Annotated in this window: 23 protein-coding genes; 13 read left to right on the forward strand and 10 right to left on the reverse strand. The window is 74.1% G+C overall.

Annotated features, from left to right (window positions below; genetic code table 11):
- Positions 1-46: 46 nt before the first annotated feature.
- Positions 47-1813: a DUF3352 domain-containing protein gene (locus G3T38_RS01950; RefSeq protein ID WP_163770369.1), complete on the forward strand. Its 1767-nt coding sequence runs from the start codon at positions 47-49 to the stop codon at positions 1811-1813.
- A 7-nt stretch (positions 1814-1820) separates the two neighbouring features.
- On the opposite strand, the gene ybaK is transcribed toward G3T38_RS01950, so the two are convergent.
- Positions 1821-2318 carry a Cys-tRNA(Pro) deacylase gene (gene ybaK / locus G3T38_RS01955; RefSeq protein WP_163770370.1) on the reverse strand — a complete coding sequence of 166 codons (498 nt, stop codon included), beginning with the start codon at positions 2316-2318 and terminating at the stop codon, positions 1821-1823.
- A 26-nt stretch (positions 2319-2344) separates the two neighbouring features.
- Positions 2345-3052, reverse strand: coding sequence for an LON peptidase substrate-binding domain-containing protein (locus tag G3T38_RS01960; protein ID WP_338037403.1), 708 nt, complete (start codon positions 3050-3052; stop codon positions 2345-2347).
- A gap of 102 nt (positions 3053-3154) precedes the next feature.
- Between G3T38_RS01960 and hisD the strand changes: the two genes are divergently transcribed.
- From hisD to hisF, 6 genes are read left to right on the forward strand one after another with little or no spacing between them, the layout of a single operon-like run.
- On the forward strand, positions 3155-4453 hold the full coding sequence (hisD, locus tag G3T38_RS01965; RefSeq protein WP_163770655.1) for a histidinol dehydrogenase: 1299 nt from the start codon (positions 3155-3157) through the stop codon (positions 4451-4453).
- Positions 4450-5613: a histidinol-phosphate transaminase gene (locus G3T38_RS01970; RefSeq protein ID WP_163770371.1), complete on the forward strand. Its 1164-nt coding sequence runs from the start codon at positions 4450-4452 to the stop codon at positions 5611-5613. Before hisD ends, G3T38_RS01970 begins: the two co-directional genes overlap by 4 nt.
- The gene (gene hisB, locus G3T38_RS01975) at positions 5610-6224 is read left to right on the forward strand and encodes an imidazoleglycerol-phosphate dehydratase HisB (protein WP_163770372.1); all 615 of its coding nucleotides are present in this window, start codon (positions 5610-5612) and stop codon (positions 6222-6224) included. Before G3T38_RS01970 ends, hisB begins: the two co-directional genes overlap by 4 nt.
- The gene (gene hisH, locus G3T38_RS01980) at positions 6221-6880 is read left to right on the forward strand and encodes an imidazole glycerol phosphate synthase subunit HisH (protein WP_163770373.1); all 660 of its coding nucleotides are present in this window, start codon (positions 6221-6223) and stop codon (positions 6878-6880) included. Before hisB ends, hisH begins: the two co-directional genes overlap by 4 nt.
- A 56-nt stretch (positions 6881-6936) precedes the next feature.
- Positions 6937-7677, forward strand: a complete 741-nt coding sequence (gene priA, locus G3T38_RS01985; protein ID WP_338037404.1) for a bifunctional 1-(5-phosphoribosyl)-5-((5-phosphoribosylamino)methylideneamino)imidazole-4-carboxamide isomerase/phosphoribosylanthranilate isomerase PriA — start codon at positions 6937-6939, stop codon at positions 7675-7677.
- Entirely contained in the window at positions 7674-8447 is a 774-nt protein-coding gene (hisF, locus tag G3T38_RS01990; RefSeq protein ID WP_163770374.1) for an imidazole glycerol phosphate synthase subunit HisF, read from the forward strand. The genes priA and hisF overlap by 4 nt, the downstream gene beginning before the upstream one ends.
- 388 nt (positions 8448-8835) lie before the next feature.
- Here the strand turns inward: hisF and G3T38_RS01995 are convergent, their stop codons facing one another.
- Genes G3T38_RS01995 through G3T38_RS02005 form a run of 3 tightly spaced genes read right to left on the reverse strand, consistent with a single transcriptional unit; the run spans position 8836 to position 12352 of the window.
- Positions 8836-9477 carry a TIGR03085 family metal-binding protein gene (locus G3T38_RS01995; protein ID WP_163770375.1) on the reverse strand — a complete coding sequence of 214 codons (642 nt, stop codon included), beginning with the start codon at positions 9475-9477 and terminating at the stop codon, positions 8836-8838.
- Positions 9478-9486: 9 nt separating this feature from the next.
- Positions 9487-10650 carry a P1 family peptidase gene (locus G3T38_RS02000; protein WP_163770376.1) on the reverse strand — a complete coding sequence of 388 codons (1164 nt, stop codon included), beginning with the start codon at positions 10648-10650 and terminating at the stop codon, positions 9487-9489.
- A 4-nt stretch (positions 10651-10654) separates the two neighbouring features.
- Positions 10655-12352: a DUF885 domain-containing protein gene (locus G3T38_RS02005; protein ID WP_163770377.1), complete on the reverse strand. Its 1698-nt coding sequence runs from the start codon at positions 12350-12352 to the stop codon at positions 10655-10657.
- 42 nt (positions 12353-12394) lie between these two features.
- Here G3T38_RS02005 and G3T38_RS02010 point away from each other — a divergent pair, with 42 nt between their 5' ends.
- Positions 12395-13615, forward strand: a complete 1221-nt coding sequence (locus G3T38_RS02010; RefSeq protein WP_163770378.1) for a glycoside hydrolase family 6 protein — start codon at positions 12395-12397, stop codon at positions 13613-13615.
- 98 nt (positions 13616-13713) lie between these two features.
- Positions 13714-14850 (forward strand): response regulator, encoded by a 1137-nt coding sequence (locus G3T38_RS22440; protein ID WP_163770379.1) that lies wholly within the window; start codon positions 13714-13716, stop codon positions 14848-14850.
- 90 nt (positions 14851-14940) lie between these two features.
- Here the strand turns inward: G3T38_RS22440 and G3T38_RS02020 are convergent, their stop codons facing one another.
- The 5 genes from G3T38_RS02020 to G3T38_RS02040 all read right to left on the reverse strand — a co-directional run bounded on the left by G3T38_RS02020 (position 14941) and on the right by G3T38_RS02040 (position 20634).
- Positions 14941-15681 (reverse strand): hypothetical protein, encoded by a 741-nt coding sequence (locus tag G3T38_RS02020; RefSeq protein WP_163770380.1) that lies wholly within the window; start codon positions 15679-15681, stop codon positions 14941-14943.
- 44 nt (positions 15682-15725) lie between these two features.
- Positions 15726-17204: a glycosyltransferase family 2 protein gene (locus tag G3T38_RS02025; protein WP_338037405.1), complete on the reverse strand. Its 1479-nt coding sequence runs from the start codon at positions 17202-17204 to the stop codon at positions 15726-15728.
- 79 nt (positions 17205-17283) lie between these two features.
- On the reverse strand, positions 17284-17553 hold the full coding sequence (locus tag G3T38_RS02030) for an acyl-CoA carboxylase epsilon subunit (RefSeq protein ID WP_338037406.1): 270 nt from the start codon (positions 17551-17553) through the stop codon (positions 17284-17286).
- Positions 17550-19166, reverse strand: a complete 1617-nt coding sequence (locus G3T38_RS02035; RefSeq protein WP_163770381.1) for an acyl-CoA carboxylase subunit beta — start codon at positions 19164-19166, stop codon at positions 17550-17552. The genes G3T38_RS02030 and G3T38_RS02035 overlap by 4 nt, the downstream gene beginning before the upstream one ends.
- 109 nt (positions 19167-19275) lie before the next feature.
- The gene (locus G3T38_RS02040; protein WP_163770382.1) at positions 19276-20634 is read right to left on the reverse strand and encodes a glycosyltransferase family protein; all 1359 of its coding nucleotides are present in this window, start codon (positions 20632-20634) and stop codon (positions 19276-19278) included.
- A 55-nt stretch (positions 20635-20689) separates the two neighbouring features.
- Here G3T38_RS02040 and G3T38_RS02045 point away from each other — a divergent pair, with 55 nt between their 5' ends.
- The 4 genes from G3T38_RS02045 (at position 20690) to G3T38_RS02060 (ending at position 23481) form a co-directional block, all read left to right on the forward strand.
- Complete coding sequence (locus G3T38_RS02045; protein ID WP_338037407.1) at positions 20690-21517, forward strand: biotin--[acetyl-CoA-carboxylase] ligase; 828 nt, start codon at positions 20690-20692, stop codon at positions 21515-21517.
- A gap of 21 nt (positions 21518-21538) precedes the next feature.
- Positions 21539-22051 (forward strand): PH domain-containing protein, encoded by a 513-nt coding sequence (locus G3T38_RS02050; protein WP_163770383.1) that lies wholly within the window; start codon positions 21539-21541, stop codon positions 22049-22051.
- Between the two features lie 13 nt (positions 22052-22064).
- The gene (locus G3T38_RS02055) at positions 22065-23075 is read left to right on the forward strand and encodes an adenylate/guanylate cyclase domain-containing protein (RefSeq protein ID WP_338037408.1); all 1011 of its coding nucleotides are present in this window, start codon (positions 22065-22067) and stop codon (positions 23073-23075) included.
- A 73-nt stretch (positions 23076-23148) separates the two neighbouring features.
- Positions 23149-23481, forward strand: coding sequence for a winged helix-turn-helix domain-containing protein (locus tag G3T38_RS02060; RefSeq protein WP_163770385.1), 333 nt, complete (start codon positions 23149-23151; stop codon positions 23479-23481).
- Positions 23482-23539 lie beyond the last annotated feature (58 nt).

Here is a 23539-nt window from a genome sequence, read left to right on the forward strand (position 1 = left end):
CGCGGCTGGTCAGGGTCGCGACCGCACGGCGACGAGGGGGACCAGGATGAGCATGCAGCCACCGGAGGGCACCGGCCGTCCCGAGGAAGGATCGACGCAGCCGTCGGCGCCCGTCGGGTGGCCCCAGCACCCGCAGCAGCAGGGCTACCCCCAGCAGCAGGGCTACCCGCAGGGGCCGCCTCCTCCGCCCTGGATGGGCCCGGGCGAGTACGGCACGCCCCCTGGCCAGCCCCCGCACCAGCCCCCGGGCACGTTCGGCCAGCCGCCCGCGCCGCGGCGCCGCGGCCGGTGGATCGCCGGCGGGATCGCGGGCGTCCTCGGCCTGTCGCTGATCGGCGGCGGCATCTGGGCGTGGCAGGCGTACTTCGCGACCGGGCCGCAGGCGGCGGAGGCGCTGCCCGCCGACACCTTGTTCTACGTGGGGCTCGACCTGGACCCGAGCGGGCAGCAGAAGCTGGCGGCGCTCGACTTCCTCGAGCAGTTCCCCGCCTTCGACGAGGAGGTCGGGCTCGACCGCGACGACGACGTCCGGCGCGAGATCTTCGACGGCATCGTCGGCGGCTCGGCCTGCGACGACCTGGACTTCGACGACGACGTCGCCCCGTGGCTGGGTGACCGCTTCGGGGTCGCCGTCGTGCCCTCGAGCGGCGGCCGACCCCAGGTGCCCGCGCTGGGCGGCGACGTCGTCGTGGTGGTGCAGGTCGACGACGCCGACGGCGCCGAGGCGGCGATGGACGACCTGGCCGACTGCAGCGGCGCGGGTGACGAGCTGGGATGGTCGATCGACGGCGGCTGGATGGTCGTGACCGACTCCGACGCCCTCGCCGAGGACGTGCTGGCCGACGCGGCCGAGGGCTCGCTGGCCTCCGACGACACCTACCAGCGGTGGGTGGAGGAGGCCGGTGACGCGGGCATCCTCAGCGCCTACGCGGCGCCGGACAGCGCCACGCGGGTCGTGGAGGGCCTCGTGGACGACGGGCTGATCGACGCGGCGTACGAGGACGAGGCGCTGGAGAGCGCCGCCGACTTCGAGGGTGCGGCGCTGACGCTCCGGTTCGCCGACGGCGGGCTCGAGCTCGAGGCGGCGACCCAGGCCACGACGGGGGACGACGCCCCGCGCCTGACCGACGGCACGGCCGGCGACCTCGCCAGCGGTCTGCCCGGGGACACGGCGGCGGTGGCGGCGGTGGGGCTGGCGGACGGGTGGTACGACGCGCTGCTGGAGCAGGTCGAGGCGAGCGGGGTCGACCGCGACGAGATCGACGACGCGGTCGCCGACCTCGAGGACGAGACCGGCTGGAGCCTGCCGGACGACGTCGAGACGTTGCTCGGCCAGGGGGTCGCGCTCTCCGTCGGGGCGGGCGTCGACCTCGACGCGCTCGAGAACGGGGACATCGAGGGGGCCGAGGCCGGCGCGACGGTGCGCTCCTCCGACACCGATGCGATCGCGGACCTCGTCGACGAGCTGCTCACGTCGACCGACGCGCCGCGCGACCTCGACCTCAACGTCACCGAGGGCGACGACGGCACGACGGTGGGGAGCCCGTCCGCGGGCTACGCCGACGACCTCGCGACGTCCGGTGGCCTCGGCGGGTCCGACCTGTTCCGTGACGTCGTGCCGGAGACCGACGACGTGCACGCGCTGCTCTTCGTCGACTTCACGGCCGACGGCGGCTGGCTGGCCGACCTCCTCCGCGACGAGGGCGACGACGAGATCGCCGACAACGTGGAGCCGCTCGCCGCGCTCGGCCTGTCGGTGCGCGTCGAGGACGACGTGGCCCACACGCTGCTGCGGGTGACGACGACCGGCTGAGCCCGGCTCAACCGCGCGCCACCGGTGCGACGACCGCGCCGGTGGCCGCGACGAGGTCGCCGGGCCGCAGCTCGATGTCGAGCCCGCGGCGGCCGCCGGAGACGAGCACGGTCGCGTGGTCGAGGGCGGAGACGTCCACCACCGTCCGCAGCGCGCGCCTCTGGCCGACGGGGGAGATGCCGCCGACGACGTACCCGGTGGCGCGCTCGGCGGCGGCCACCTCGGCCAGGCGGGCCTTGCGTGCGCCCAGCGCGGCGGCGACGGCCTTGAGGTCGAGGGTGCCCGCCACCGGCACGACACCGACGCAGAGCTCGCCGTCGGCGTCGACGACGATCGTCTTGAGGACGCGCGTGGGATCCGTGCCGAGCGCGGTGGCGGCCTCGTCGCCGTACGACGTCGTGCGGGGGTCGTGCTCGTAGGGGTGCAGCGCGAACCACGTGCCCGCCGCGGAGAGCGCGGTGGTCGCGGGGGTGCCGCCGCTCCCGGCGCCGCGTCTCCTGGCCACGGGGCGAGCGTAGGCCCGGTGGGCGTCTAGTTGGGCGACCAGCCCGTGCGGTTGAGGTGCGTCGCGGGCAGGGACGGGATCACGTTGATCGCGCGCAGCTCGGAGGAGAACATCTCGGCCAGCAGCGCGTAGCGCTCCTCCGGGTCGGGTGTCTCGAGCAGCCGCTGGCGGTCGGACAGGGGGAGCGGCGCCACGGCCGACATCGCCCACGAGCGGTAGACGGGATCAGCGGGCAGCGACCCCTCCACCACCGTGCCGCCGAGCTCGGCGATGACGGCCTGGTACGCCGCGAACAACGCCCCCGTGTGCTCGACGGCGCCGGGGGAGGGGGGCGTCAGCTGGTCGGGCAGCACCGCGACGTCGCCCACGGGGAAGGGGCCGGAGACGTCGAGGCGGTCGAGCCGGATCCGGTCGCGGCAGACCGCGACGATCTCGAACGTGCCGTCGCCCGAGTCCTCGACCTCGGTCAGCTGGAGCCGGCACCCGACGCGGTGCAGCGACTGGTTCCCGCGGTTGCCGACCTCGTAGCCGTCGCGGATGGCGACCGACCCGAAGAGGCGCCGCGCCGGTTCGGGGACCGCCTCCAGGTGGCGGACGAGCGCGACGTACCGGTCCTCGAAGACGCGCAGCGGCACCGTCAGCCCCGGGAACAGGACGGACCCGAGGGGGAACATGGGCAGGCGCTCGGTGGCGTCGCCCTCGGCTCCACCGGTTCCGCCCGCGCTCTCGGTCACGTCCCGACCCTAGGTGATGCGTCCCACCCGGAGCCCGCGGTGCGGCTCCGGCGCGCGTCGCGGCCTAGGATCGGGGTCATGTCGTCATCCGTCTCCGGCGCGCTGCTGCGCCGCATCGACCTGCGTGGAGCGACCCCCGGTTCCCTCGACTACCGGGCGGTCGTGCCGCGCGCCGACTTCGACGTCGAGGCGGCGGTGCCGGCGGTGCATGCGATCACGGAGGCCGTGCGCGAGCGCGGTGTCGAGGCGATCCTCGAGCTCGGTGCCCGGTTCGACGGCGTCCAGCTCGACGACATCCGCGTCCCCGCGGGGGCGACGGAGCGCGCCCTCGCCGAGCTCGACCCGGCCATCCGGGCCGGGCTCGACGAGTCGATCGCGCGGCTGCGCGCGACGTCCGCCGCGGAGCTGGAGACCGACGTCGTCACCGACCTCGGCCCCGGTGCCCGGGTGACCCACCGCAAGGTCGCGGTCGACCGGGTCGGTCTCTACGTGCCCGGCGGCCTCGCCCCGCTCGTCTCCAGCGTGCTGATGAACGTCGTGCCGGCCCAGGTCGCGGGCGTGGGCTCCATCGCGCTCGCGAGCCCGCCGCAGAAGGAGTTCGGCGGCTCGGTGCACCCGACGATCCTCGCGGCGTGCGCGCTGCTGGGGGTCGACGAGGTGTACGCCGTGGGCGGGGCCCAGGCGATCGCCATGTTCGCCTACGGAACGGGGCCGTGCCGCAAGGTCGACCTGGTGACGGGGCCGGGCAACATCTACGTCGTCACGGCCAAGCGCCTGCTCAAGGGTCTCGTGGGGATCGACTCGGAGGCCGGCCCGACGGAGATCGCCATCCTGGCCGACGACTCCGCGGACCCGGCGTTCGTCGCCGCCGACCTCGTCAGCCAGGCCGAGCACGACCCGCTGGCCGCAGCCGTGCTGGTGACGCCCAGCACCACCCTGGCCGACGCCGTCGAGGTGGAGCTGGAGAAGCAGGTCGCGGCGACGAAGCACGTCGAGCGGATCCGCACGGCGCTGACGGGGGAGCAGTCCGGTGTCGTGCTCGTCGACGACCTCGAGCAGGGCGTCGCGGTCGTCGACGCCTACGCGGCGGAGCACCTCGAGATCCAGACGGTGGACGCTACCGCCTGGGCCGCCCGCGTGCGCAACGCCGGCGCGATCTTCGTCGGCGGCTTCGCGCCCGTGAGCCTCGGTGACTACTGCGCCGGCTCCAACCACGTGCTGCCCACCGGCGGCTGCGCCTGTCACTCCTCGGGCCTGTCGGTGCGCGCGTTCACGAAGTCGGTGCACGTCGTGGAGTACGACCGCCAGGGCCTCGGCGACGTCGCCGACCACGTCGTCACCCTCGCCGAGGCCGAGGACCTGCCGGGTCACGGGGCCGCGGTGAAGGTGCGGTTCTCGTGACCGCCGCCGACGCGGTCGCCGAGGACACCGGCTGGCTCCCGCTCCGCGCGGAGCTGGCGGGCATCGCCCCGTACGGCGCGCCCCAGCTCGACGTCCCGGTGCAGCTCAACGTCAACGAGAACCCGTACGGGCCCTCCGAGGCGTGCGTCGCCGACATCGCGGAGGCGGTGGCGGAGGCGGCGCGCACGCTCAACCGCTACCCCGACCGGGAGTTCGTGGCGTTGCGGACGGCGCTCGCGGCGTACCTCTCCCGGGACGTCGCGGACGGCCAGGCGCCGATCGTGCCCGAGCAGGTGTGGGCGGCGAACGGGTCCAACGAGGTGATGCTGCAGCTCCTGCAGGCCTTCGGCGGGCCGGGGCGCACGGCGGTGAGCTTCGCGCCGACGTACTCGATGTACCCGGAGTACGCACGCGACAGCAACACCGCGTGGGTGGCGGGGCGGCGACGGGAGGACTTCGCGCTCGACCTCGACGCGGCGCGGGAGCTCATCGCGGAGCACCGGCCGAGCATCGTGCTCCTGCCGAGCCCCAACAACCCGACGGGCACGGCGCTGCCGCCGGCCGCGGTGGACGCGTTGTGCACGGCCGCCGCGGAGCACGGCAACGACGGCCGCGGCGGGCTCGTGGTGGTCGACGAGGCGTACGGCGAGTTCCGGCGCGCGGGCACCCCGAGCGCGATCGAGCTGCTGCCGACGCACCGCAACCTCGTCGTGTCCCGCACGATGAGCAAGGCGTTCGCCGGCGCGGGCCTGCGGCTGGGCTACCTCGCCGCCGACCCGGCCGTGACCGACGCGATCCGCGTCGTGCGGCTGCCCTACCACCTGTCGGCGACGACGCAGGCCACCGCGCTCGCGGCTCTGCGGCACACCGACGAGCTGCTCGGGCAGGTCGACGCGCTGCGCGGCGAGCGCGACCTGCTCGTCGACTGGCTGCGGGAGCAGGGGCACGACGTCGCCGACTCCGACGCCAACTTCGTGCTGTTCGGCCGCTTCGCCGACCGGCACGCCGTGTGGCGCGGCCTGCTCGACCGCGGCGTCCTCATCCGCGAGACCGGCCCCGACGGCTGGCTCCGTGTCTCGGTCGGCACCCCGGCCGAGATGGCGGCCTTCCGGGACGCCCTCACCACCGTCACCACCACTGTCATCCAGGAGAACCAGTGAGCACCCCCCGCACCGCACGCCTCGAGCGCACCACGAGCGAGTCGAAGATCCTCGTCGAGATCGACGTCGACGGCTCGGGCACGCACGACATCTCCACCGGCGTCGGGTTCTACGACCACATGCTCACGGCCTTCGCGCGCCACGCGCTCGTCGACCTCACGGTGCGCGCCGAGGGCGACACCTGGATCGACGCCCACCACACGGTCGAGGACACCGCGATCGTGCTCGGCCAGGCGATCCGTGAGGCGCTCGGGGACAAGTCGGGCACCCGTCGCTTCGGGGACGCGACGGTCCCGCTCGACGAGGCGCTGGTGCAGGCCGTCGTGGACATCTCGGGGCGGCCGTACTGCGTGCACACGGGGGAGCCGGAGGGGCAGCAGTACGTGCAGCTCGGCGGCTCCGGCGTGTCCTACCTGGGCTCGCTCACCAAGCACGTCTTCGAGACCATCGCGTTCCACGGTCACCTCGCACTCCACGTGCGCGTGCTGGCCGGCCGGGAGCCGCACCACATCGTCGAGACGCAGTTCAAGGCGTTCGCCCGGGCCTTCCGGGACGCGGTCGCCCTCGACCCGCGCGAGACCGGCGTGCCCTCCACCAAGGGGACGCTGTGACGGCACCCGCGCGCCCCGACGGCGAGCGGCCCACCGTCGTCGTCCTCGACTACGGCTCCGGCAACCTGCGCTCGGCCGTGCGCGCCGTGGAGCGCGCCGGCGCCGAGGTCGTGCTGACGGCCGACAAGCAGGCGGCCCTCGACGCCGACGGGCTGCTGGTGCCGGGCGTGGGCGCGTTCGCCGCGTGCATGGACGGGCTGCGCGCCGTCAAGGGCGACGAGATCATCGGGCGACGGCTCGCGGGCGGGCGGCCGGTCCTCGGCATCTGCGTGGGCATGCAGATCCTCTTCGGCCGTGGCATCGAGCACGGCGTCGAGACCGTCGGCTGCGACGAGTGGCCGGGCACGGTCGAGCGTCTCGAGGCCCCCGTCGTGCCGCACATGGGGTGGAACACGGTGGAGGTCCCGGAGGGGTCGACCCTGTTCGCCGGCGCGGAGAACGAGCGCTTCTACTTCGTGCACTCCTACGGGGCGCGCCGCTGGGAGCTCGTCACCAACGACCGCACCCGCGCGCCGCTCGTGACCTGGGCCGAGCACGGCGGTGACCGGTTCGTCGCCGCCGTCGAGAACGGACCGCTGTGGGCGACCCAGTTCCACCCCGAGAAGTCGGGCGACGCCGGCGCAGCCCTGCTGCGCAACTGGGTCGCCACGCTCTGAACCACGCGGCCGTCCGTCGGCCGATCGATCCGGAACCGCAAGAAAGGCAGGCCACCGTGCCCGCGACGTACCTCGAGCTCCTCCCCGCCGTCGACATCAAGGGGGGCCAGGCCGTGCAGCTCGTGCAGGGCATCGACGGCTCCGAGAAGCGCTTCGGTGACCCGGTCGAGGCGGCGCTGCGCTGGCAGGAGGCGGGCGCGGAGTGGCTGCACCTCGTCGACCTCGACGGTGCCTTCGGCGTGGGGAGCAACCGGGCCCTGCAGGCCGAGATCGTGGGACGCCTCGACATCGACGTCGAGATGAGCGGCGGCATCCGCGACGACGCGTCGCTCGAGGCCGCGCTGGCCACGGGATGCCGTCGGGTCAACATCGGCACGGCGGCGATCGAGAACCCCGAGTGGTGCGCCGCGGCGATCGCGCGCCACGGCGACCGCATCGCGATCGGCCTCGACGTCCGGGGCCGCACGCTCGCCGCGCGCGGCTGGACGAGCGAGGGGGGCGACCTCTACGAGACGCTGGCGCGGCTCGACGCCGAGGGGTGCGCCCGGTACGTCGTGACCGACGTCAACAAGGACGGCATGCTCGCCGGCCCCAACCTCGAGCTCCTGCGCGACGTGTGTGCGGCGACGTCGCGGCCCGTCGTGGCGTCGGGCGGCGTCACGACCCTCGACGACGTCCGGGCCCTCATGGAGCTCGTGCCGCTCGGCGTCGAGGGCGCGATCGCCGGCACGGCGCTGTACGAGGGCCGCTTCACCCTCGAGGACGCGCTGGCGCTGACGAAGGGTGCGGTCGCGTGAGCGTCGCCGTGCGGGTCATCCCGTGCCTCGACGTCGACGGCGGTCGGGTGGTCAAGGGGATCAACTTCCGCGAGCTGCGCGACGCCGGCGACCCGGTCGAGCTGGCGCGCACGTACGACGCGGAGGGCGCCGACGAGCTGACCTTCCTCGACATCTCGGCGTCGCACGAGGGCCGCGCGACGACGCTCGAGATCGTCGCCCGCACGGCCGAGCAGGTGTTCATCCCGCTGACCGTGGGCGGAGGCGTCTCCAGCGTCGAGGACGTGAACCGGCTGCTGCGGGCCGGCGCCGACAAGGTCGCCGTCAACACCGCCGCGATCCGACGCCCCGAGCTGGTGGCGGAGATCGCCGACCGCTTCGGCAACCAGGTGCTCGTGCTCTCCGTCGACGCCCGCCGGGTGCCGCCGGGCAGCGAGGGCACCGCCTCGGGGTTCGAGGTCACCACCCACGGCGGACGCCGCTCTGCCGGGCTCGACGCCATCGAGTGGGCCGTGCGCGCCGCCGAGCTCGGCGCGGGGGAGATCCTGCTCAACGCCATGGACGCCGACGGCACCCAGGACGGCTTCGACCTCGAGCTGCTGCGCGCCGTGCGCCGCGAGGTGTCCGTGCCCGTCATCGCCTCCGGCGGCGCCGGAGCCCTGGAGCACTTCGCGCCCGCGGTCGAGGCCGGCGCCGACGCGGTGCTCGCCGCGACGGTGTTCCACTTCGGGACGCTGCGGATCGGCGAGGTCAAGGACGCCATCGGCCGGGCGGGCTACCCGGTGCGGTGACGCTGGTGGACGACGTCCACTGCTGGTGCCCCGACGTGGGGTGGGCGGACGAGCTCGACCCTCGCGGCTGGACCCGGGCGCAGCTCATCTGGACCCTCGACGGGACCGTCTGGCGGCGCCGGGGCGAGTGCGTCATACCCGCCCGCGCCTGCGTTCGGTCCGGCGGGCCCTCCGCCATCGCGCCGCGCGCGCGACGACGGGGGCCGATGATCGAGACCTGCTGACGGGCCGTCAGAACTGTGCGGGCGCGACGCGTCCGATCGCCCGAGGCGCGTCCCAGACGCACAGTTCCGGGCCCGTCCGACCCCCAACCCGCCCACTTCGCTCAGCTCGTCGCGCCGAACGCGCCCGCCGCGCCGACACCCCCGCGCATTCCTGCCCGGCGCGCTCAGAGGCCGAGGGTGGCGATCTGGAAGCGGCGTACGGCGAGGTCGGGGCCGGAGACGTCGACGTCGTGCACCTGGTCGCGGCCCAGGAGGCGGAGCACCAGCTCCTGGGGGCGGCCGGTGACCACGGCCGGGCCGTCGCCGCGACGGAGGACGATCCGGCGGCCGTTGCGGGCGTCGACGGCGACGAGGGGAGCGCCGACCTTGCGGGTCGCCATCACGGCGACGGGCTTGAACAGCCGCCACAGCTCGTCCTCGGCCGCGTCGGGCAGGTCGCGGGGCGCCCAGTCGGGCTGCGCCCGCCGCACGTCCTCGTGGTGCACGAAGAGCTCGACCGTGTTGACGAGGCGGTCGACGGGGCCGATGGCCGCCCACGTGAGGAACGGGCGGCGCAGCTGGTCGGCGAGCAGCGGCAGGTCGGCGCGGCCCCAGCGCTCCGTCGCCCGCTCGGTGAGGGGCGAGAGCGGCGGGAGGAGCTCGCCGGCCTGGGCCAGCGGGTTGCGCTCGCGCACCAGCAGGTGGACGACGAGGTCCTTCACCGTCCATCCGCCGCAGAGGGTCGGAGCGTCGGGCCCCACCGCGACGGCGAGGTCGGCGAGGGCGGAGCGCTCGGCGCGCGCGAGGGTGGGGAAGGTCGTCGGCACGTCCCGACCCTACGCGCCCGCGCCGCGCGAGCCGGGGGAGGCAGGCGCCACGGCACTGGGGAACGCCTCGCGGTAGCTGCGCATCGTGCCCCACGGCGTCGTCACCGACGTGGCGGCGAGCATCGCGCGGACCACGGCGCGCGCCACCGTCGTCGCAGCGGCGTCGAGGAGCTCGTGGAGGTGGAGGGGGTACGTCGCGGGATCCGGCGCCGGCGCGTCCTGCGGCGCCGTCGAGAGCGCGAACAGGGTGTCGCCGTCGAACATCGAGTGCACCGGACGGATCGCGCGCGCGAGCCCGTCGTGCGCCACGCCGGCCACCTTCGCGCAGGCCGCCTTGGTGAGGGGCACGTCGGTGGCGACCACGCCGATGGTGGTGGCGAGCGGGGCGCGCCGGGACGGGTCCAGGGCGGCCGCGAGGTCGTGGGCCGCGCGCAGCTCGGCCGCGTCCGGTCGGCGGACCCCGCCGGCGGGCAGGTCGGCGGGGAGGCAGTGGGGGAGACCCCACAGCTCGCCCGTCGCCGGGTCGACGCACGAGCCGACGGCGTTGACCGCCACCAGCGCGCCGACCGTGCCGCCGCCGGTCAGCTGCGTCGACGCGGAACCGATGCCGCCGCGGAGCCCACCGGCGCGCGCCCCGGTGCCGGCGCCGACCGGTCCGAGGAGCCCGGCGGGGGCGCCGGGGGCGCCGGGGGCGCCGGGGGCGCCGGGGGCGCCGGGGTCGTCGGGGTCCGCGGAGGCCGCGTCGTGCGCGGCGGCGCCCAGCGCCGCGTCCGGGTGGTGCCGGAACACCCCGCCCCGGCCGAGGTCGAACAGGATCGCCGCCGGGACGATGGGCACCACGTCACCCGGGTCCGCGCCCATCGGGAAGCCCACCCCCGTGTCGAGGAGCCGCTGCACGACCCCGTCCGCCGCCGCGAGCCCCAGCGCGGAGCCACCCCCGAGCACCACCGCGTGGACCCGCTCCACCAGGTTCCGCGGGTCGAGGAGGTCGGTCTCGCGCGTGCCGGGACCACCTCCCCGGACGTCGACGCCGGCCACCGCGCCGTACGGCGGCGGCAGCACCACCGTCGTGCCCGTGAGCCACCCGGGCTCGGTGCGCTGGGCGTGGCCCACCCGGATCCCCGGGACGTCGAGGATGGTGTTGGTGGGGCCGGGGGAACCGGTGGGGGCCACGGCGTCAGATCCGGGCGAGCGCGGCGACCAGGGGGTCGAGCCCCAGGGAGCCGAGGTCGAGCGCCGCACGGTGGAACGCCTTGAGGTCGAACGCGTCGCCGTGCCGGACGCGCGCCGCCTCCCGGGCCTCGAGCCAGATGCGCTCGCCCACCTTGTAGGACGGCGCCTGCCCGGGCCACCCGAGGTAGCGCGCCACCTCGAAGCGGATCGTCGCGTCGTCGTCGCGCGAGTGCTGCTGCATGAACGCGAGCCCGAGCGCCGGCGTCCACCGCTCGCCCGGGTGGAACCCGAACGGGTTGTCGGCGGGGATCTCGAGCTGCAGGTGCATCCCGATGTCGACGATGACGCGCGCCGCGCGGAAGCCCTGCGCGTCGAGCATGCCGAGCCGGTCGGCCGGGTCGTCGAGGTAGCCCAGCTCGTCCATGAGCCGCTCCGCGTAGAGCGCCCAGCCCTCGCCGTGCCCCGACACCCAGCACATGGTGCGCTGCCAGCGGTTGAGCAGCGACGAGCGGTAGGCCGTCTGGCCGACCTGCAGGTGGTGGCCGGGCACGCCCTCGTGGAACACGGTCGTGGTCTCGCGCCAGGGGTGGAACTCGTCGATGCCGTCCGGCACCGACCACCACATGCGCCCCGGGCGCGAGAAGTCCTCGCTGGGCCCCGTGTAGTAGATCCCGCCGTCGTTCGTGGGCGCCAGGCAGCACTCGATCCGGCGGACCGGCTCGGGGATGTCGAAGTGGACGTCGGCGAGCTCGCCGACGACCCGGTCGGCCAGCTCCTGCATCCACGCGCGGAACGGCTCGCGCCCCTCGATGCGTCGCGCCGGGTCGCCCTCGAGGTGGGCCACGGCCACGTCGATCGCGTCCGCACCGGTCGCGGCGGGCGTGATGCGCGCGGCGGTCGCCCGCATGTCGGCCTCGATGCGGGCGAGCTCCTCCCAGCCCCAGGCGTAGGTCTCCTCGAGGTCGATGGCCGCGCCGAGGAACAGGCGCGAGGCCAGCGCGTAGTGGTCACGGCCCACGGCCTCGACGCTGCGCCCCCGGGGCTCCATCTCGTCGGACAGGAACAGGCCGAGCGAGGCGAAGGCCGACGTCGCCTCGCGTGCCCCGCGCTCGAGCGACGACTGCAGGCCCGCGGGCACCGTGCCCGCCGCGACACCGCGCGCGACGAGGTCGGCGAAGACGCTGGTGCCGCCGGTCTGGCCGGTCCAGCGCTCCAGCTGGGTGGCGACCTCCGCGTACTGCCGCGCCGCGCTCACCCGGCCGTGCGCCGCCTCCTCGGCGAGGGTGACGCGCAGGCCGGCGAGGGCGCCGGGCACGCCGGCGAGCCGCGCGTCGACGGCCTCCCAGTCCTCGGCCGTGGCGGTCGGCATGAGGTCGAAGACCTGCCGCAGCTCGTGGATCGGCGAGGCGATCACGTTCACCTCGCTGCGGGTGAAGCCCGCCTCGTCGTGCTCGACCTGGAGGCCCACACGCTCGAGGAACGCCTCCCGGGCCACGGCCTCGCGGTCGTCGGCGGGCGTGGCGGCCCGCACGTCGGCGAGGGCGGCGCGGGCGAGCCGCAGGCGCTCGTCGAAGCCCTCCGGGGAGTAGTCGGTCAGCTCGTGCTCGTGGCCGGCCACCCCGATCCCGGTGGCGGTCACGGGGTCGGCCGCCGCGTAGTCCGCCACGAATCGCTCGGACCGTTCGTCAACGCTTCTGCTCATGCCTCCCACCCTAGGAGGACCTGCCGACTACCCTCAGCCCTCATGAACAGCGGCTCGGGCGACGACGAGGCTCCGGCTCGTCCCGGCACCCCCCGTCGACCCGCCGGCGACCTGCCCGGCCACGTCCGTCGCCCGGAGCACGTGCGGCGCGCCGACCCTGCCGCGGTGGCCGCGGCGAACCAGACCGGTCGACAGCAGCGCGGGGGGCCGTCGCCCTCCGAGATCGCCGAGGCACGGCGCCAGCAGCGCCGCCGTCGTCGGCGGGTGTGGCTCGTCGGCACCGCGGTCGTCCTCCTCGCCGCGGTGGTCATCGGCATCACGCTCACCCGCGGGCCCCTGGCCCGCCAGCTCCCCGGTGGCCCCGACCCGCAGGAGACGAACCCCTTCGGCGGCCGGGACCTGTACGTCGCGAGCGGGACCCAGGCGTCCGCAGCGGCCGATGCGGCGCGGTCGGCGGGAGAGGCGCGCGACGCCGAGGTGCTCGACCGGCTCGCCGACGTGCCGACGGCGACGTGGCTCACGCCCGAGGCCCTGCCTCGCGGTCAGGTGGGCGCCTTCGTGCGGGACATCGCGGAGGCGGCGCTGGAGGCCGACGACACGGCGCTGCTGGTCGTCTACGGCATCACCGACCGCGACTGCTCGGGCGACCTGTCGGCGGGGGGGCTGCCGCCGGCCGACTACGCCGCGTGGGTGGGCGAGATCGCGTCCGCCGCCGGCATCGGCGACGGCCACGCCGCCGTCGTGCTCGAGCCGGACGGTCTGGCCTCGACGTTCGACTGCGGCAACACGGACCAGCGGGTCGGCCAGCTGGCGGGCGCCATCGGCAGCCTCGTGGACGCCGACGTGCCGACGTACGTCGACGCCGGTCACTCCAACTGGCGCTCGGTCGACGAGATGGCCGACCTCCTGCGCCGGGTGGACGTGTCGCGCGTGCGCGGCTTCTCGACCAACGTGGCGGCCTACCAGTCGGACGCCGACGAGCGGACCTACGCCGAGGCCCTCAGCTCCGCGCTCGGCGGCGCCCACTACGTCATCGACAGCGGACGCAACGGGGCGCCGTCGCCGGCGTCGGGCGACTGGTGCAACCCGTCCGCCCGGCTGCTCGGCCAGGACCCCGCCGTGGTGGGCGACGGGAGCCACCAGGACGCGCGCCTGTGGATCAAGCCCCCGGGGGAGAGCGACGGCACGTGCAACGGCGGTCCCGACGCGGGCACGTTCTGGGTCGAGCGGGCTCTCGAGATGGCGTTCGCCAGCGGCTGGTGACCTCCGGACCTCGTCCAGGGTCTGCCTTGAGCGCAACGCCACGGGAATCTTGTGGCGCGGAGCCTCGGGGCGTGCGCGGTCGTTGCTAGCCTGAGCGGGTGGAACAACCTCCCGCCCGCCGCATCGCCGTCATCATCGAGGACGATCCGGACGTCGCCGACCTGCTCGACCTCGTGCTCACCCAGAGCGGTTACGTGACCCACGTGACCCGCAACGGGGTCGACGGGCTCGCCGCGGTGCGCGAGCACGACCCGGTGCTCACCACGCTCGACGTCTCGATGCCCGGCATGGACGGGTTCGCGGTGGCGCGCCGCATCCGTGACTTCAGCTCGACCTACCTCATCATGATCACCGCGCTCAGCGACGAGATCGACGTGGTGATGGGGCTCGAGGCCGGCGCCGACGACTACCTGACGAAGCCGTTCCGCCCCCGCGAGCTGCGGGCCCGCGCGGAGTCGATGCTGCGCCGCCCCCGGGACCGCGGGGAGGCCGGCCGCGGCGACGGCGCCGAGCACGACCCCGAGCCGCACCCGGACGCCGCCCCGGCCGAGCCGGCCCGCGAGGCGACCGGGTGGGCCGTCGAGACGCGCCGCGAGTTCAGCCAGGGCAACCGGGCCACGATCGGGCCGGTGCCGACGGAGCCGGAGCAGCCCGCACCGCGCCACGCGACGCCGGCCGCCGAGCCGGCGCCGCAGCTGCCCCCGATCCCGCCCCTGCCGCCGATCCCGCCGACGGCGCCGGCGTACGCCGAGCCCGTTCCCGCGGCGTACCAGCAGCCCGTCCAGCAGCCGGTGCAGCAGCCGGTGCAGCAGCCGGTCCAGCAGCCGGTGGCCGCGGCTCCGGTGATCGGCACGACGCCGGCGTCGGCGATGGCGGCCGGTGCCGGGGAGCAGGTGCTCGCGAGCGACGGCTGGGTCCGCCACAACAACCTGGCGCTCAACCCCGGCACGCGGGTGGTGCTCGTCGACGGGCGCGGCGTGGACCTCACGACGGTCGAGTTCGACCTGCTCGCCTCGCTCATCAGCACCGGGCGCCGCGTGCGCTCGAAGGCCGACCTGGTGCTGACGATGCGCGGGCAGGACTACGTGACGGCGTACTTCGTCAACGAGGCCGACAAGCGCACCGTCGAGGCGCACCTCGAGGACCTGCGGCGCAAGCTGGGCGACGTCGGTGCCGTGCCGCGTCTCATCGAGCCGGTCCGCGGCGTCGGCTACCGCATGGCGGCCACCATCTGACCGATCTCCGTCCGCCCCGCGAACAGAGCACGAGGCCCCTCCGACCGCGATGGTCGGAGGGGCCTCGTGCTCTGCCCGCGGGGCGGACGCTCAGTTGGCGTTGATCGGGATCTCCTGCGCGACGGTGGCCTCGTCGGAGGCGAAGATCGCGATCGGCACCTTCTGGGTGATGGTCTGCTCGACGTAGCGGTTCGAGCCGGCGCTCGACTCCATCTGCACGGTGGCCGTGAAGGTGAGGTCGATCCCGATCGTCGCCGGGTCGGTCGGGTTGATCTGCTGGTTGCGGAGCTCGAACGAGCCCTTCGGCGACGTGATGAGCATGCCGTAGGAGTTGCCGAGCGGCTCGGGGTCGAGCGTGATGGTGCGGGCGTCGGCGTCGAGGGTGTACGGCGACTCGGACGGCCCCCCGTCCGAGCGCGTCGTCGTGGACGTCACCTGGATGCGCCCCAGGAACACCTTGCGCTTCGTGTTGAACGGAGCGCGGAGGTCCTGGTTGAGGTCGTAGGCCTGGAAGGTGAAGGAGAAGTACTTGTTGCCGAGCGGGTACCACTCGTTGGTCCGCGGCGTCGACTTCGTCGGGTAGAGCGTGTAGACGAAGTCGAGGCCCGCCACGTCGATGTGCGACTGGAACGTGCCGTCCCGCGTGAACTGGGAGTCGTAGTACTCCGTCGTCGCGGACGTGGTCGGGGTGGCGGTCGGCTCGGGCTGGTCGTTGCCGTTGGTGAGGTCCTCGACCACCGAGCAGGAGGACAGCACGGCGCTGAGCAGCAGCACGGCGGGCAGGACGAGGAGGCGGCTGCGGCGGCGGGGCCGGCGGGTGGTGGAGGACATGCTCTCTTCCGAGGTGGGACGGGGCAGGACGGGGAGTGCGGGCGTCACGCCTTGAAGCCCTTGTAGCGGCGCAGGACCTTCGTCATCATCCAGCCGGTCTGCAGGATCGTGATCACGCCCAAGATCGGCCAGCCGACGGCGAGGATGTCGGACTTGGCGTTGATGGGAATCTGCAGCCAGATGGCGGCGAGGACCGCCAGGATGACGAGCAGCACCGCCAGGGGTGCGAGATAGCCCTGGCCGGCGCCGCGCTCCGCCTTTGCCTGGGCGGCCCAGTTGTCGGTCTGCGCCCGGGAGGCGAACTTGGTCCAGGAGCGGAGGAAGTGTCCGATCCGGATCCACATGTAGACCTCGGCTGGAGCCAGCAGGATGGCGAAGAGGTAGTCGCGCCTGTTGCCGTAGTACATCGAGCGGGCGACGCGGAAGTTCAGCAGGATCGCGGCCATCGGCGGGATGAGCCACCAGGGGGAGAAGACGAAGGCGTTGATGGAGAGCGACCCGAGGAGCAGCGTGAGGAACATGAGCCGGGTCGTGATGTTGATGACCATCGAGATGTGCTCGAACCAGCGCAGGCGCAGGTTCGGGTGCAGCGGCTGGCCGGGCGTGTCACCGCGCTGGCCCGGCCACATCAGGTCGATGGCCCCGAAGTTCCACTTCACCTGCTGCGCGTCGAGCGACCGCAGCGTGGTCATGCCGCCCACGTGGGCGCGGGCCGCGGCGGAGATCTTCGTCAGGTAGCCGGCGCTCTTGATCTGCAGCGACAGCAGCGAGTCCTCGACCTCGGAGTCCTTGACCCACGGGGTGCGCTGGTGGCTGTCCTCGAGCACGTCGCGCAGGGCGCGCGTCGCGAAGATCGAGAACTGGCCGCCGAGCACCGCCATGTTGCGGCCGCGCAGGAGGTTCTGCATGTTGAAGGCCGAGAACTGGGCGCGCTGGCCTGCGATGAGGAACTTCGCCATCGGCCCGTCGAGCGCGGAGTCGTCGATGCTGTAGATCGCCGAGATGCCGCCGATGCGGTCGTCGCTGGCGATCTCGTTGACGAGCTCCTCGACGGCGTCGGGCTCCGGCGTGGTGTCGCCGTCGACACCGAGGAGGTAGTCGTACCCCTCCACGAGCGAGTAGCCGTAGTTGAGGGCGCCGACCTTCTTGTCCGGGTTCTTGCCGATGTCGTGGACGAAGATCTCGGTCATCTGCTCGCCGTTGCGCGTCATCCGCACGTGCTCGCCGGCGTAGTAGCCCGCGACCTCGACCGTGTCGTCGGTCGTGTTGTTGACGATGACGTGGATGACGTCGGGCAGGCGCGTCTGCGCGAGCAGCGCGTCGAGCACGCCCGCGATCGTCTCGGCCTCGTTGTAGGCGGGGATGACGCACCCGATCGTCGGGCGGTACGTCGGCAGGTCCTCGACGCCGGCGAGGAACTCGTCGGCGTAGGCGGCCATGGTCGGGTCCGGCACGCGGACGTACTGGTTGGCCGTCGCGTCGCCCATCGCGGGACGCCCGGGCACGTCGGGGGGGAGGGTCACAGGAGCATCCTTCCCCCCGACCTGCTCGTTGCGCCGGAGTTGCCGCGAACTTCTGCTCAGTTTTCTGTCAAACGACCGCTCAGCGGGGCAACCCGGAGGCCCGCCACGCGCCGGGGGCGGCGTGGTGGGGGCCGCGGAGGGCACGGCGCGGGGCCGACCACTCCGGCGTGCGGCGCGGGGCCGGCGCCGGCGCACCCCCGCCGAGCGCGGCGAGCACCGCGACCACGGCCGCGACCTCCTCCGGGGTGGCGTCCCCGTTGACGACGCGGAGCAACGGTCGCGCGGGCGCGACCTCCGCCTGCTCGGCCGGCTCGCCGGCCGTCCCGTCCCCGGTCACCTCGTCGCTCACAGCGGGATGTTCCCGTGCTTCTTGGGCGGCAGGGTCTCGCGCTTGCTGCGCAGGAGGCGCAGGGCCCGCACGACCTCGGCCCGCGTCTCGTGCGGCGCGATGACGGCGTCGATGTAGCCCCGCTCCGCGGCGATGTACGGGTTGGCGAGGTGCTTGTCGTACTCCTCGACGAGCTCGGCGCGCTTCGCGTCGACGGTGCCGTCGGCGGTCGCGTCCTTGATCTCCTTGCGGTACAGGATGTTGATCGCGCCCTGCGCGCCCATGACCGCGATCTGCGCCGTCGGCCAGGCGATGTTGATGTCGGCGCCGAGGTGCTTGGAGCCCATGACGTCGTACGCGCCGCCGTACGCCTTGCGCGTGATGATGGTGACGAGCGGCACGGTCGCCTCGGCGTACGCGTAGATGAGCTTCGCGCCGCGGCGGATGATGCCGTTGTACTCCTGGTCGGTGCCCGGCAGGAAGCCCGGCACGTCGACGAAGGTGAGCACCGGGATGTTGAAGGCGTCGCAGGTGCGGACGAAGCGGGCGGCCTTCTCGGAGGCGTCGATGTCGAGCGTGCCCGCGAACTGCATGGGCTGGTTGGCCACGATGCCGACGCTGCGGCCCTCGACGCGGCCGTAGCCGACGACGATGTTGGGCGCGAACAGCGGCTGCACCTCGAGGAAGTCCTCGTCGTCCACGACGGCCTCGACGACCTCGCGGATGTCGTAGGGCTGGTTCGGGCTGTCCGGGATGATCGTGTCGAGCTTGCGGTCGAGGTCGTTGACCTCGAGGTCGGCGACCTCGTCGAAGACGGGGGGCTCGTCGAGGTTGTTCTGCGGCAGGTAGCTCAGCAGGTTCTTGACGAACTCGAGCGCGTCGTCCTCGTCGGCACCCATGTAGTGCGCGTTGCCCGACTTGGTGTTGTGGGTGCGCGCGCCGCCGAGCTCCTCGATGGTGACGTCCTCGCCGGTGACGGTCTTGATGACGTCGGGCCCGGTGATGAACATCGCCGACGTCTTGTCGACCATGACCGTGAAGTCGGTGACGGCGGGGGAGTAGACGTGGCCGCCGGCGCAGTTGCCCATGATGAGGCTGATCTGCGGGATGACGCCCGAGGCGTGCACGTTGCGGCGGAAGATCTCGCCGTAGAGGCCCAGGGAGACGACGCCCTCCTGGATGCGGGCGCCGGCGCCCTCGTTGATGCCGATGATGGGGCAACCGGTCTTGATGGCGAGGTCCATCACCTTGGTGATCTTCTCGCCGTAGACCTCGCCCAGCGAGCCTCCGAAGACCGTGAAGTCCTGGCTGAAGACGCACACCTGGCGGCCGTCGATCGTGCCGTACCCGGTCACCACACCGTCGCCGTAGGGCCGCTTCTTCTCGAGGCCGAACGCCGTCGACCGGTGGCGGGCGAGCTCGTCGAGCTCGACGAAGCTGCCCTCGTCGAAGAGCTGCTCGATGCGCTCGCGCGCCGTCTGGCGGCCCCGTGCGTGCTGCTTCTCGACGGCCTTGGCCGACCCGGCGTGCACGGCCTCGTCCAGCCGTCGCTCGAGGTCCGCCAGCTTGCCTGCGGTCGTGCTGACGTCGATGTCGGCCGGCACCTCGGTGCCCTCGCCCACCTGTGCGCTCATGGGCCGCAATGTAGCGGGCGATCGGTCGGTCGGTGCAGGGGGTCCCGCGTACCGGACAGTAGGAACTCCGTCCCACCTCCCGGGGCGCGGGTGCGGCTCGCCGTCCCCGTCAGCGGTAGAGCCACCGGGCGGCCGCACGACGTCGGGCCCGGTACTCCGGGCTCGCGCCCGCCAGCAGGTGCTCCACCGGCCGCTCCGAGCCGACGGGGTCGTGCGCCTCCGTCACCAGGGGTACGCCGCGGCGCGCGCCCGCGACCGCCAGCCCCGGGCGGCGCCATGCCGGGGGCCCGGCGGGCGCGGGCTCGTCGACGGCGGGGCGTCCCGCGCCGAGCCGCGCGAGGAGGGCGGCGACCTCGTGCGCGCCGTCGGCGGGCGCGACCGCGGCGCACGCGGTCCGCACGTCCGCCCGCACGTCCGCGTCGAGGAGGCGGTCGAGTCCCGCCCGCAGCGCCGCGCCGTCGGTCGCGACCAGGGCCGCGCCGAGGTCGACCACCCCGCGGCTCCGGGCCACCTGGTCGTCGGTCTCGTGCCCCGTGCTGGGCACGAGGAGCGTGGGCAGGCCGGCCGCGACGTGCTCGTGCACCGCGTTGTACCCGGCCGCTCCGACGGCCGCGTCGAACGCGCCGAGGAGCGGGGCCAGGGGGTAGACGTCGCGGAGGACGACGAGGGCCCCGGTGTCCCCGGTGTCCCCGGCGTCCGCCGCGTGCCGGGCGATCGCCTGGCGGGTGACCGCCACCTGCCAGTCCGGTGCGGCGCGGCGCACGTGCGCCACCACGGTGCGCAGGAGGGTCGACACGTCGGCGTACGCCCCCGAGCCCGGGGCCAGGAGCAGCGCGGGCCGCTCGGGGTGGAGCCCGAGCCGTGCGCGCGCCGCGGCGCGGGGGAGCGCGGGCAGCGCCGAGGTCAGGGAGATCGGCGCGGTGCGCACGACCCCGGGCAGGCCGGCGGTCGGCCCGGCGTCGGCCGCGCCGCCGACGTCCCCCGGTTCGACGACCGCGTCGAAGTGCTCGGCCCGCGCCAACCACGCCGCACCGACGCCGGGGCGCCACATGCCGCGCCGCACCCACACGAAGGCCGTCTCCGGGAGGGCCTGCCGGGCGCGCAGGAGGCCCGCGTAGGGCACGACGCCGTCGAAGGCCACGACGCGCGCGCCGGTCTCGGCGGCGAGGGCGACGAGGCGGTCGGCGAGGTACGCGTCCCAGTGGGTGCGCCACGCGACCTTCGCGGCGCCGGACCCCTGCCAGGGGCTGGTGCGGCTGGGGCAGTACTCGAAGCGCATGCGGTCGGCTCCGGGGAGCCGACCGTCGGCTGCGGCCCGTGCGACCGTCGGGAGCGCCGCGGAGAGCGAGAGGAGGGTGACGTCCAGCCGGTCGGCGCCCGCGAGCGCGACGGTCACCTGCCGCGTGAGGTGGCCCATGCCCACGCCGTTGCTGGTGGCGAGCAGGACGGGCACGCGCATCTCGGCCATGGTGGGCGAGTCTAGGGTTCTGCGGACAGCCGGGCACGGCGGGAAGGGGAGAGCAGTGACGGAGCAGGAGGGACGCGCGCCGCTGCGCGTCGAGGCGCTCGGGGACGTCCCGGGCGCGGTCGGCTGGCGCGTCGAGGTCGTGGAGACCTCGCCGTCGACGAACGCGGACCTCGCCGCCCGCGCCCGCGACGGCGCGGCGAGCGGGACGGTGCTCGTCGCGGAGCACCAGACCGCGGGGCGCGGACGGATCGACCGCACCTTCCACACGCCGCCCCGGTCCGCCCTCACCTTCTCGGTACTGCTGCGCCCGTCCGCGCCCGCCCAGCAGTGGCCGTGGCTGCCCCTCGTGACCGGTCTCGCCGCGCGCAGCGCCCTGGCCCGGCAGCATCCCGCGGTGGACGTCTCGCTCAAGTGGCCCAACGACGTGCTGGTCGCGCCGGCCGCCCACCCGGACGAGCCGGGCAAGGTCGCCGGCATCCTCGCGGAGCGGATCGAGACCCCCGCGGGACCGGCCGCCGTCATCGGCATCGGCATCAACACCGCCACCACCCGCGAGGAGCTCCCCGTGCCGACGGCCGCGTCGCTCCGCACGGCGGGGGTCCCCGCGGCGGCGATCGACCGGACCGTCCTCCTGCGCGAGGTGCTCACCGACCTGTCCGCGCTGCTGGTGCGCTGGGAGCGCGGGGACCTCGCGGACCTGCGGACGTCGTACGCCGCGGCCTGCGCCACCGTCGGCCGTCGCGTCCGCGTCGAGCTGCCCCAGGGCGACGCCCTCGTCGGGGACGCCGTGGACGTGGACGGCGCCGGCTGCCTCGTCGTGGAGGCCGGCGGACGGCGCCACACGGTGGGCGCGGGGGACGTCATCCACGTGCGACCGGCGTGAGCGGGTGAGAGGATCACCACCGTGTCGTTCCCCCAGAGGCTCCTCAACCCCGGCGAGCACGTCGTCGTGAGCACCCGCACGCACGTCAAGGAGCTCTTCGGGCCTGCCGCCGTGCTGCTGCTCATGATCGCGCTGGGCGTGGTGGCCACCGTCCTGCTGCCCGACCAGACCGCGGCGAACGTGCTCGAGATCCTCGTCTGGGTGGTCGTCGTCGCGACCCTGGTGTGGTTCGTGCTCCGCCCGCTGGTCGGGTGGCTGACCAAGACCTACACGTTCACCAACCGCCGGTTCATCGCGCGCTCGGGGTTCATCGCGAAGGAGGGCCGCACGATCCCGCTCAACCGCATCAGCGGCGTCGACTTCGAGATCGGGATCATCGACCGCATCTTCGGCTGCGGGACCCTCGTGGTCTCGGACGCGAGCGACCAGGGTCGCGTGGAGCTCACCGACATCCCGCGCGTCGAGAAGGTGCAGCTGCTCGTCTCGGAGGAGCTGCACCGCATCTCCGGCGTCGCCCACGACGATGGCACCTGATCCGGAGGGGGCGGTGGCCCCCGAGCCCGACGGCGCCCCCCGCGCGGAGGGCGCCGACCGTCCGACCGTCTTCGACCTCGAGCGGGCGATCCTGGGCGAGGTGCCGGTCTTCACGGCGCACGACCTCGATGAGGGCGGCATCCCGATCGCCGACGTCCGCCGGCTGTGGCGCGCCCTCGGCCTGCCCCTCAACGAGGAGTCGGTGACCTTCACCGGGGCCGACACGACGACGATGGGCGCCCTCCTCGACGCCGTGGACCGTGGCGGCATCCCCATGGACGCGGCCGTCAACCTCACCCGGGCGATCGGGCAGACGATGGCCCGGCTCGCCGACTGGGAGATCTCGGTGCTCGTGCCGCTCATCGAGGCGGTCGACACCGGGCCGGACCCCGCGGGCGGCCGGCTGGGCGCCGCCACGCAGCTCGTCGAGGAGCTCAGCGACGTGTTCGAGCGGGTCATGGTGAACGCCTGGCGTCGCCACCTCGCCGCGGCCGCGAGCCGCATGGAGGGCGTCGACGAGCTCGACGAGGACGCGGACACCTGGCAGATCACCGTGGGCTTCGCCGACCTCGTGAGCTTCACGGCCCTGTCCAACGAGCTGGACGAGGGCCGGATCGGCGACCTGGTCGAGCTGTTCGAGTCGCGGTGCCACGACGTGGTGCAGGGCCACCACGGGCGCATCATCAAGTCGCTCGGCGACTCGGTGCTCTTCGTCAACGACGACCCGCTCCGGGCGTACGAGACGGCCGAGGGGATCATCAAGGTGATCGGGCGCGACGCCCGGATGCCCGACGTCCACGTCGGGATGGCGACGGGTCACGTGGTGACCCGGATGGGGGACGTGTTCGGGCCCCCGGTCAACCTCGCCTCGCGACTGACCAACATCGCCCGCCGCAACCGGATCATCCTCGACCAGGCCACCGCGGACCTGCTGCCGGCCCGGGAGTTCGAGAGCCGCCGGCTGCCGGCCCGGCCCGTGCGTGGCTTCGGCCTGCTGGAGCCGGTGACCGTGCGCCGTACGTGACCGCGGTCACCGCGAAGGCAAAATTTCGATCGTTCGCCCCACCTCGGTGCGCGGGCGTTCCTACCGTGAGCCCGTGTTCGTCGTCCAGGATGTGCGCCTCGACCCCGACACGCGCCGCGCGTGGTCGGGCGACGTGGAGGTGACGCTCTCCCGCAAGGAGTTCGACCTGCTCCACGCGCTGATCGCGCGCGCCGGCGAGGTCGTGACCCGGGAGGAGCTCATGCGCACCGTGTGGGAGACCACCTTCTGGACGTCGTCGAAGACCATCGACGTCCACCTGGGGTGGCTCCGTCGCAAGCTGGGCGACGACAGCCGTGCGCCGCACCTCATCACGACGGTGCGGGGCAAGGGGCTCCGGTTCGAGCTGGCCCCGCCGGTGCGGGCCGAGGAGCGCGTGCCCTCCTGAGCCCGGCCGGCCGGCCCTGTTTGGGCCGGGCCGGGCCGCTGTGGCAGGTTAGGCGCGG

Origin of the sequence: Nocardioides zeae (assembly GCF_010686755.1) — a bacterium.
GTDB lineage: Bacteria > Actinomycetota > Actinomycetes > Propionibacteriales > Nocardioidaceae > Nocardioides > Nocardioides zeae.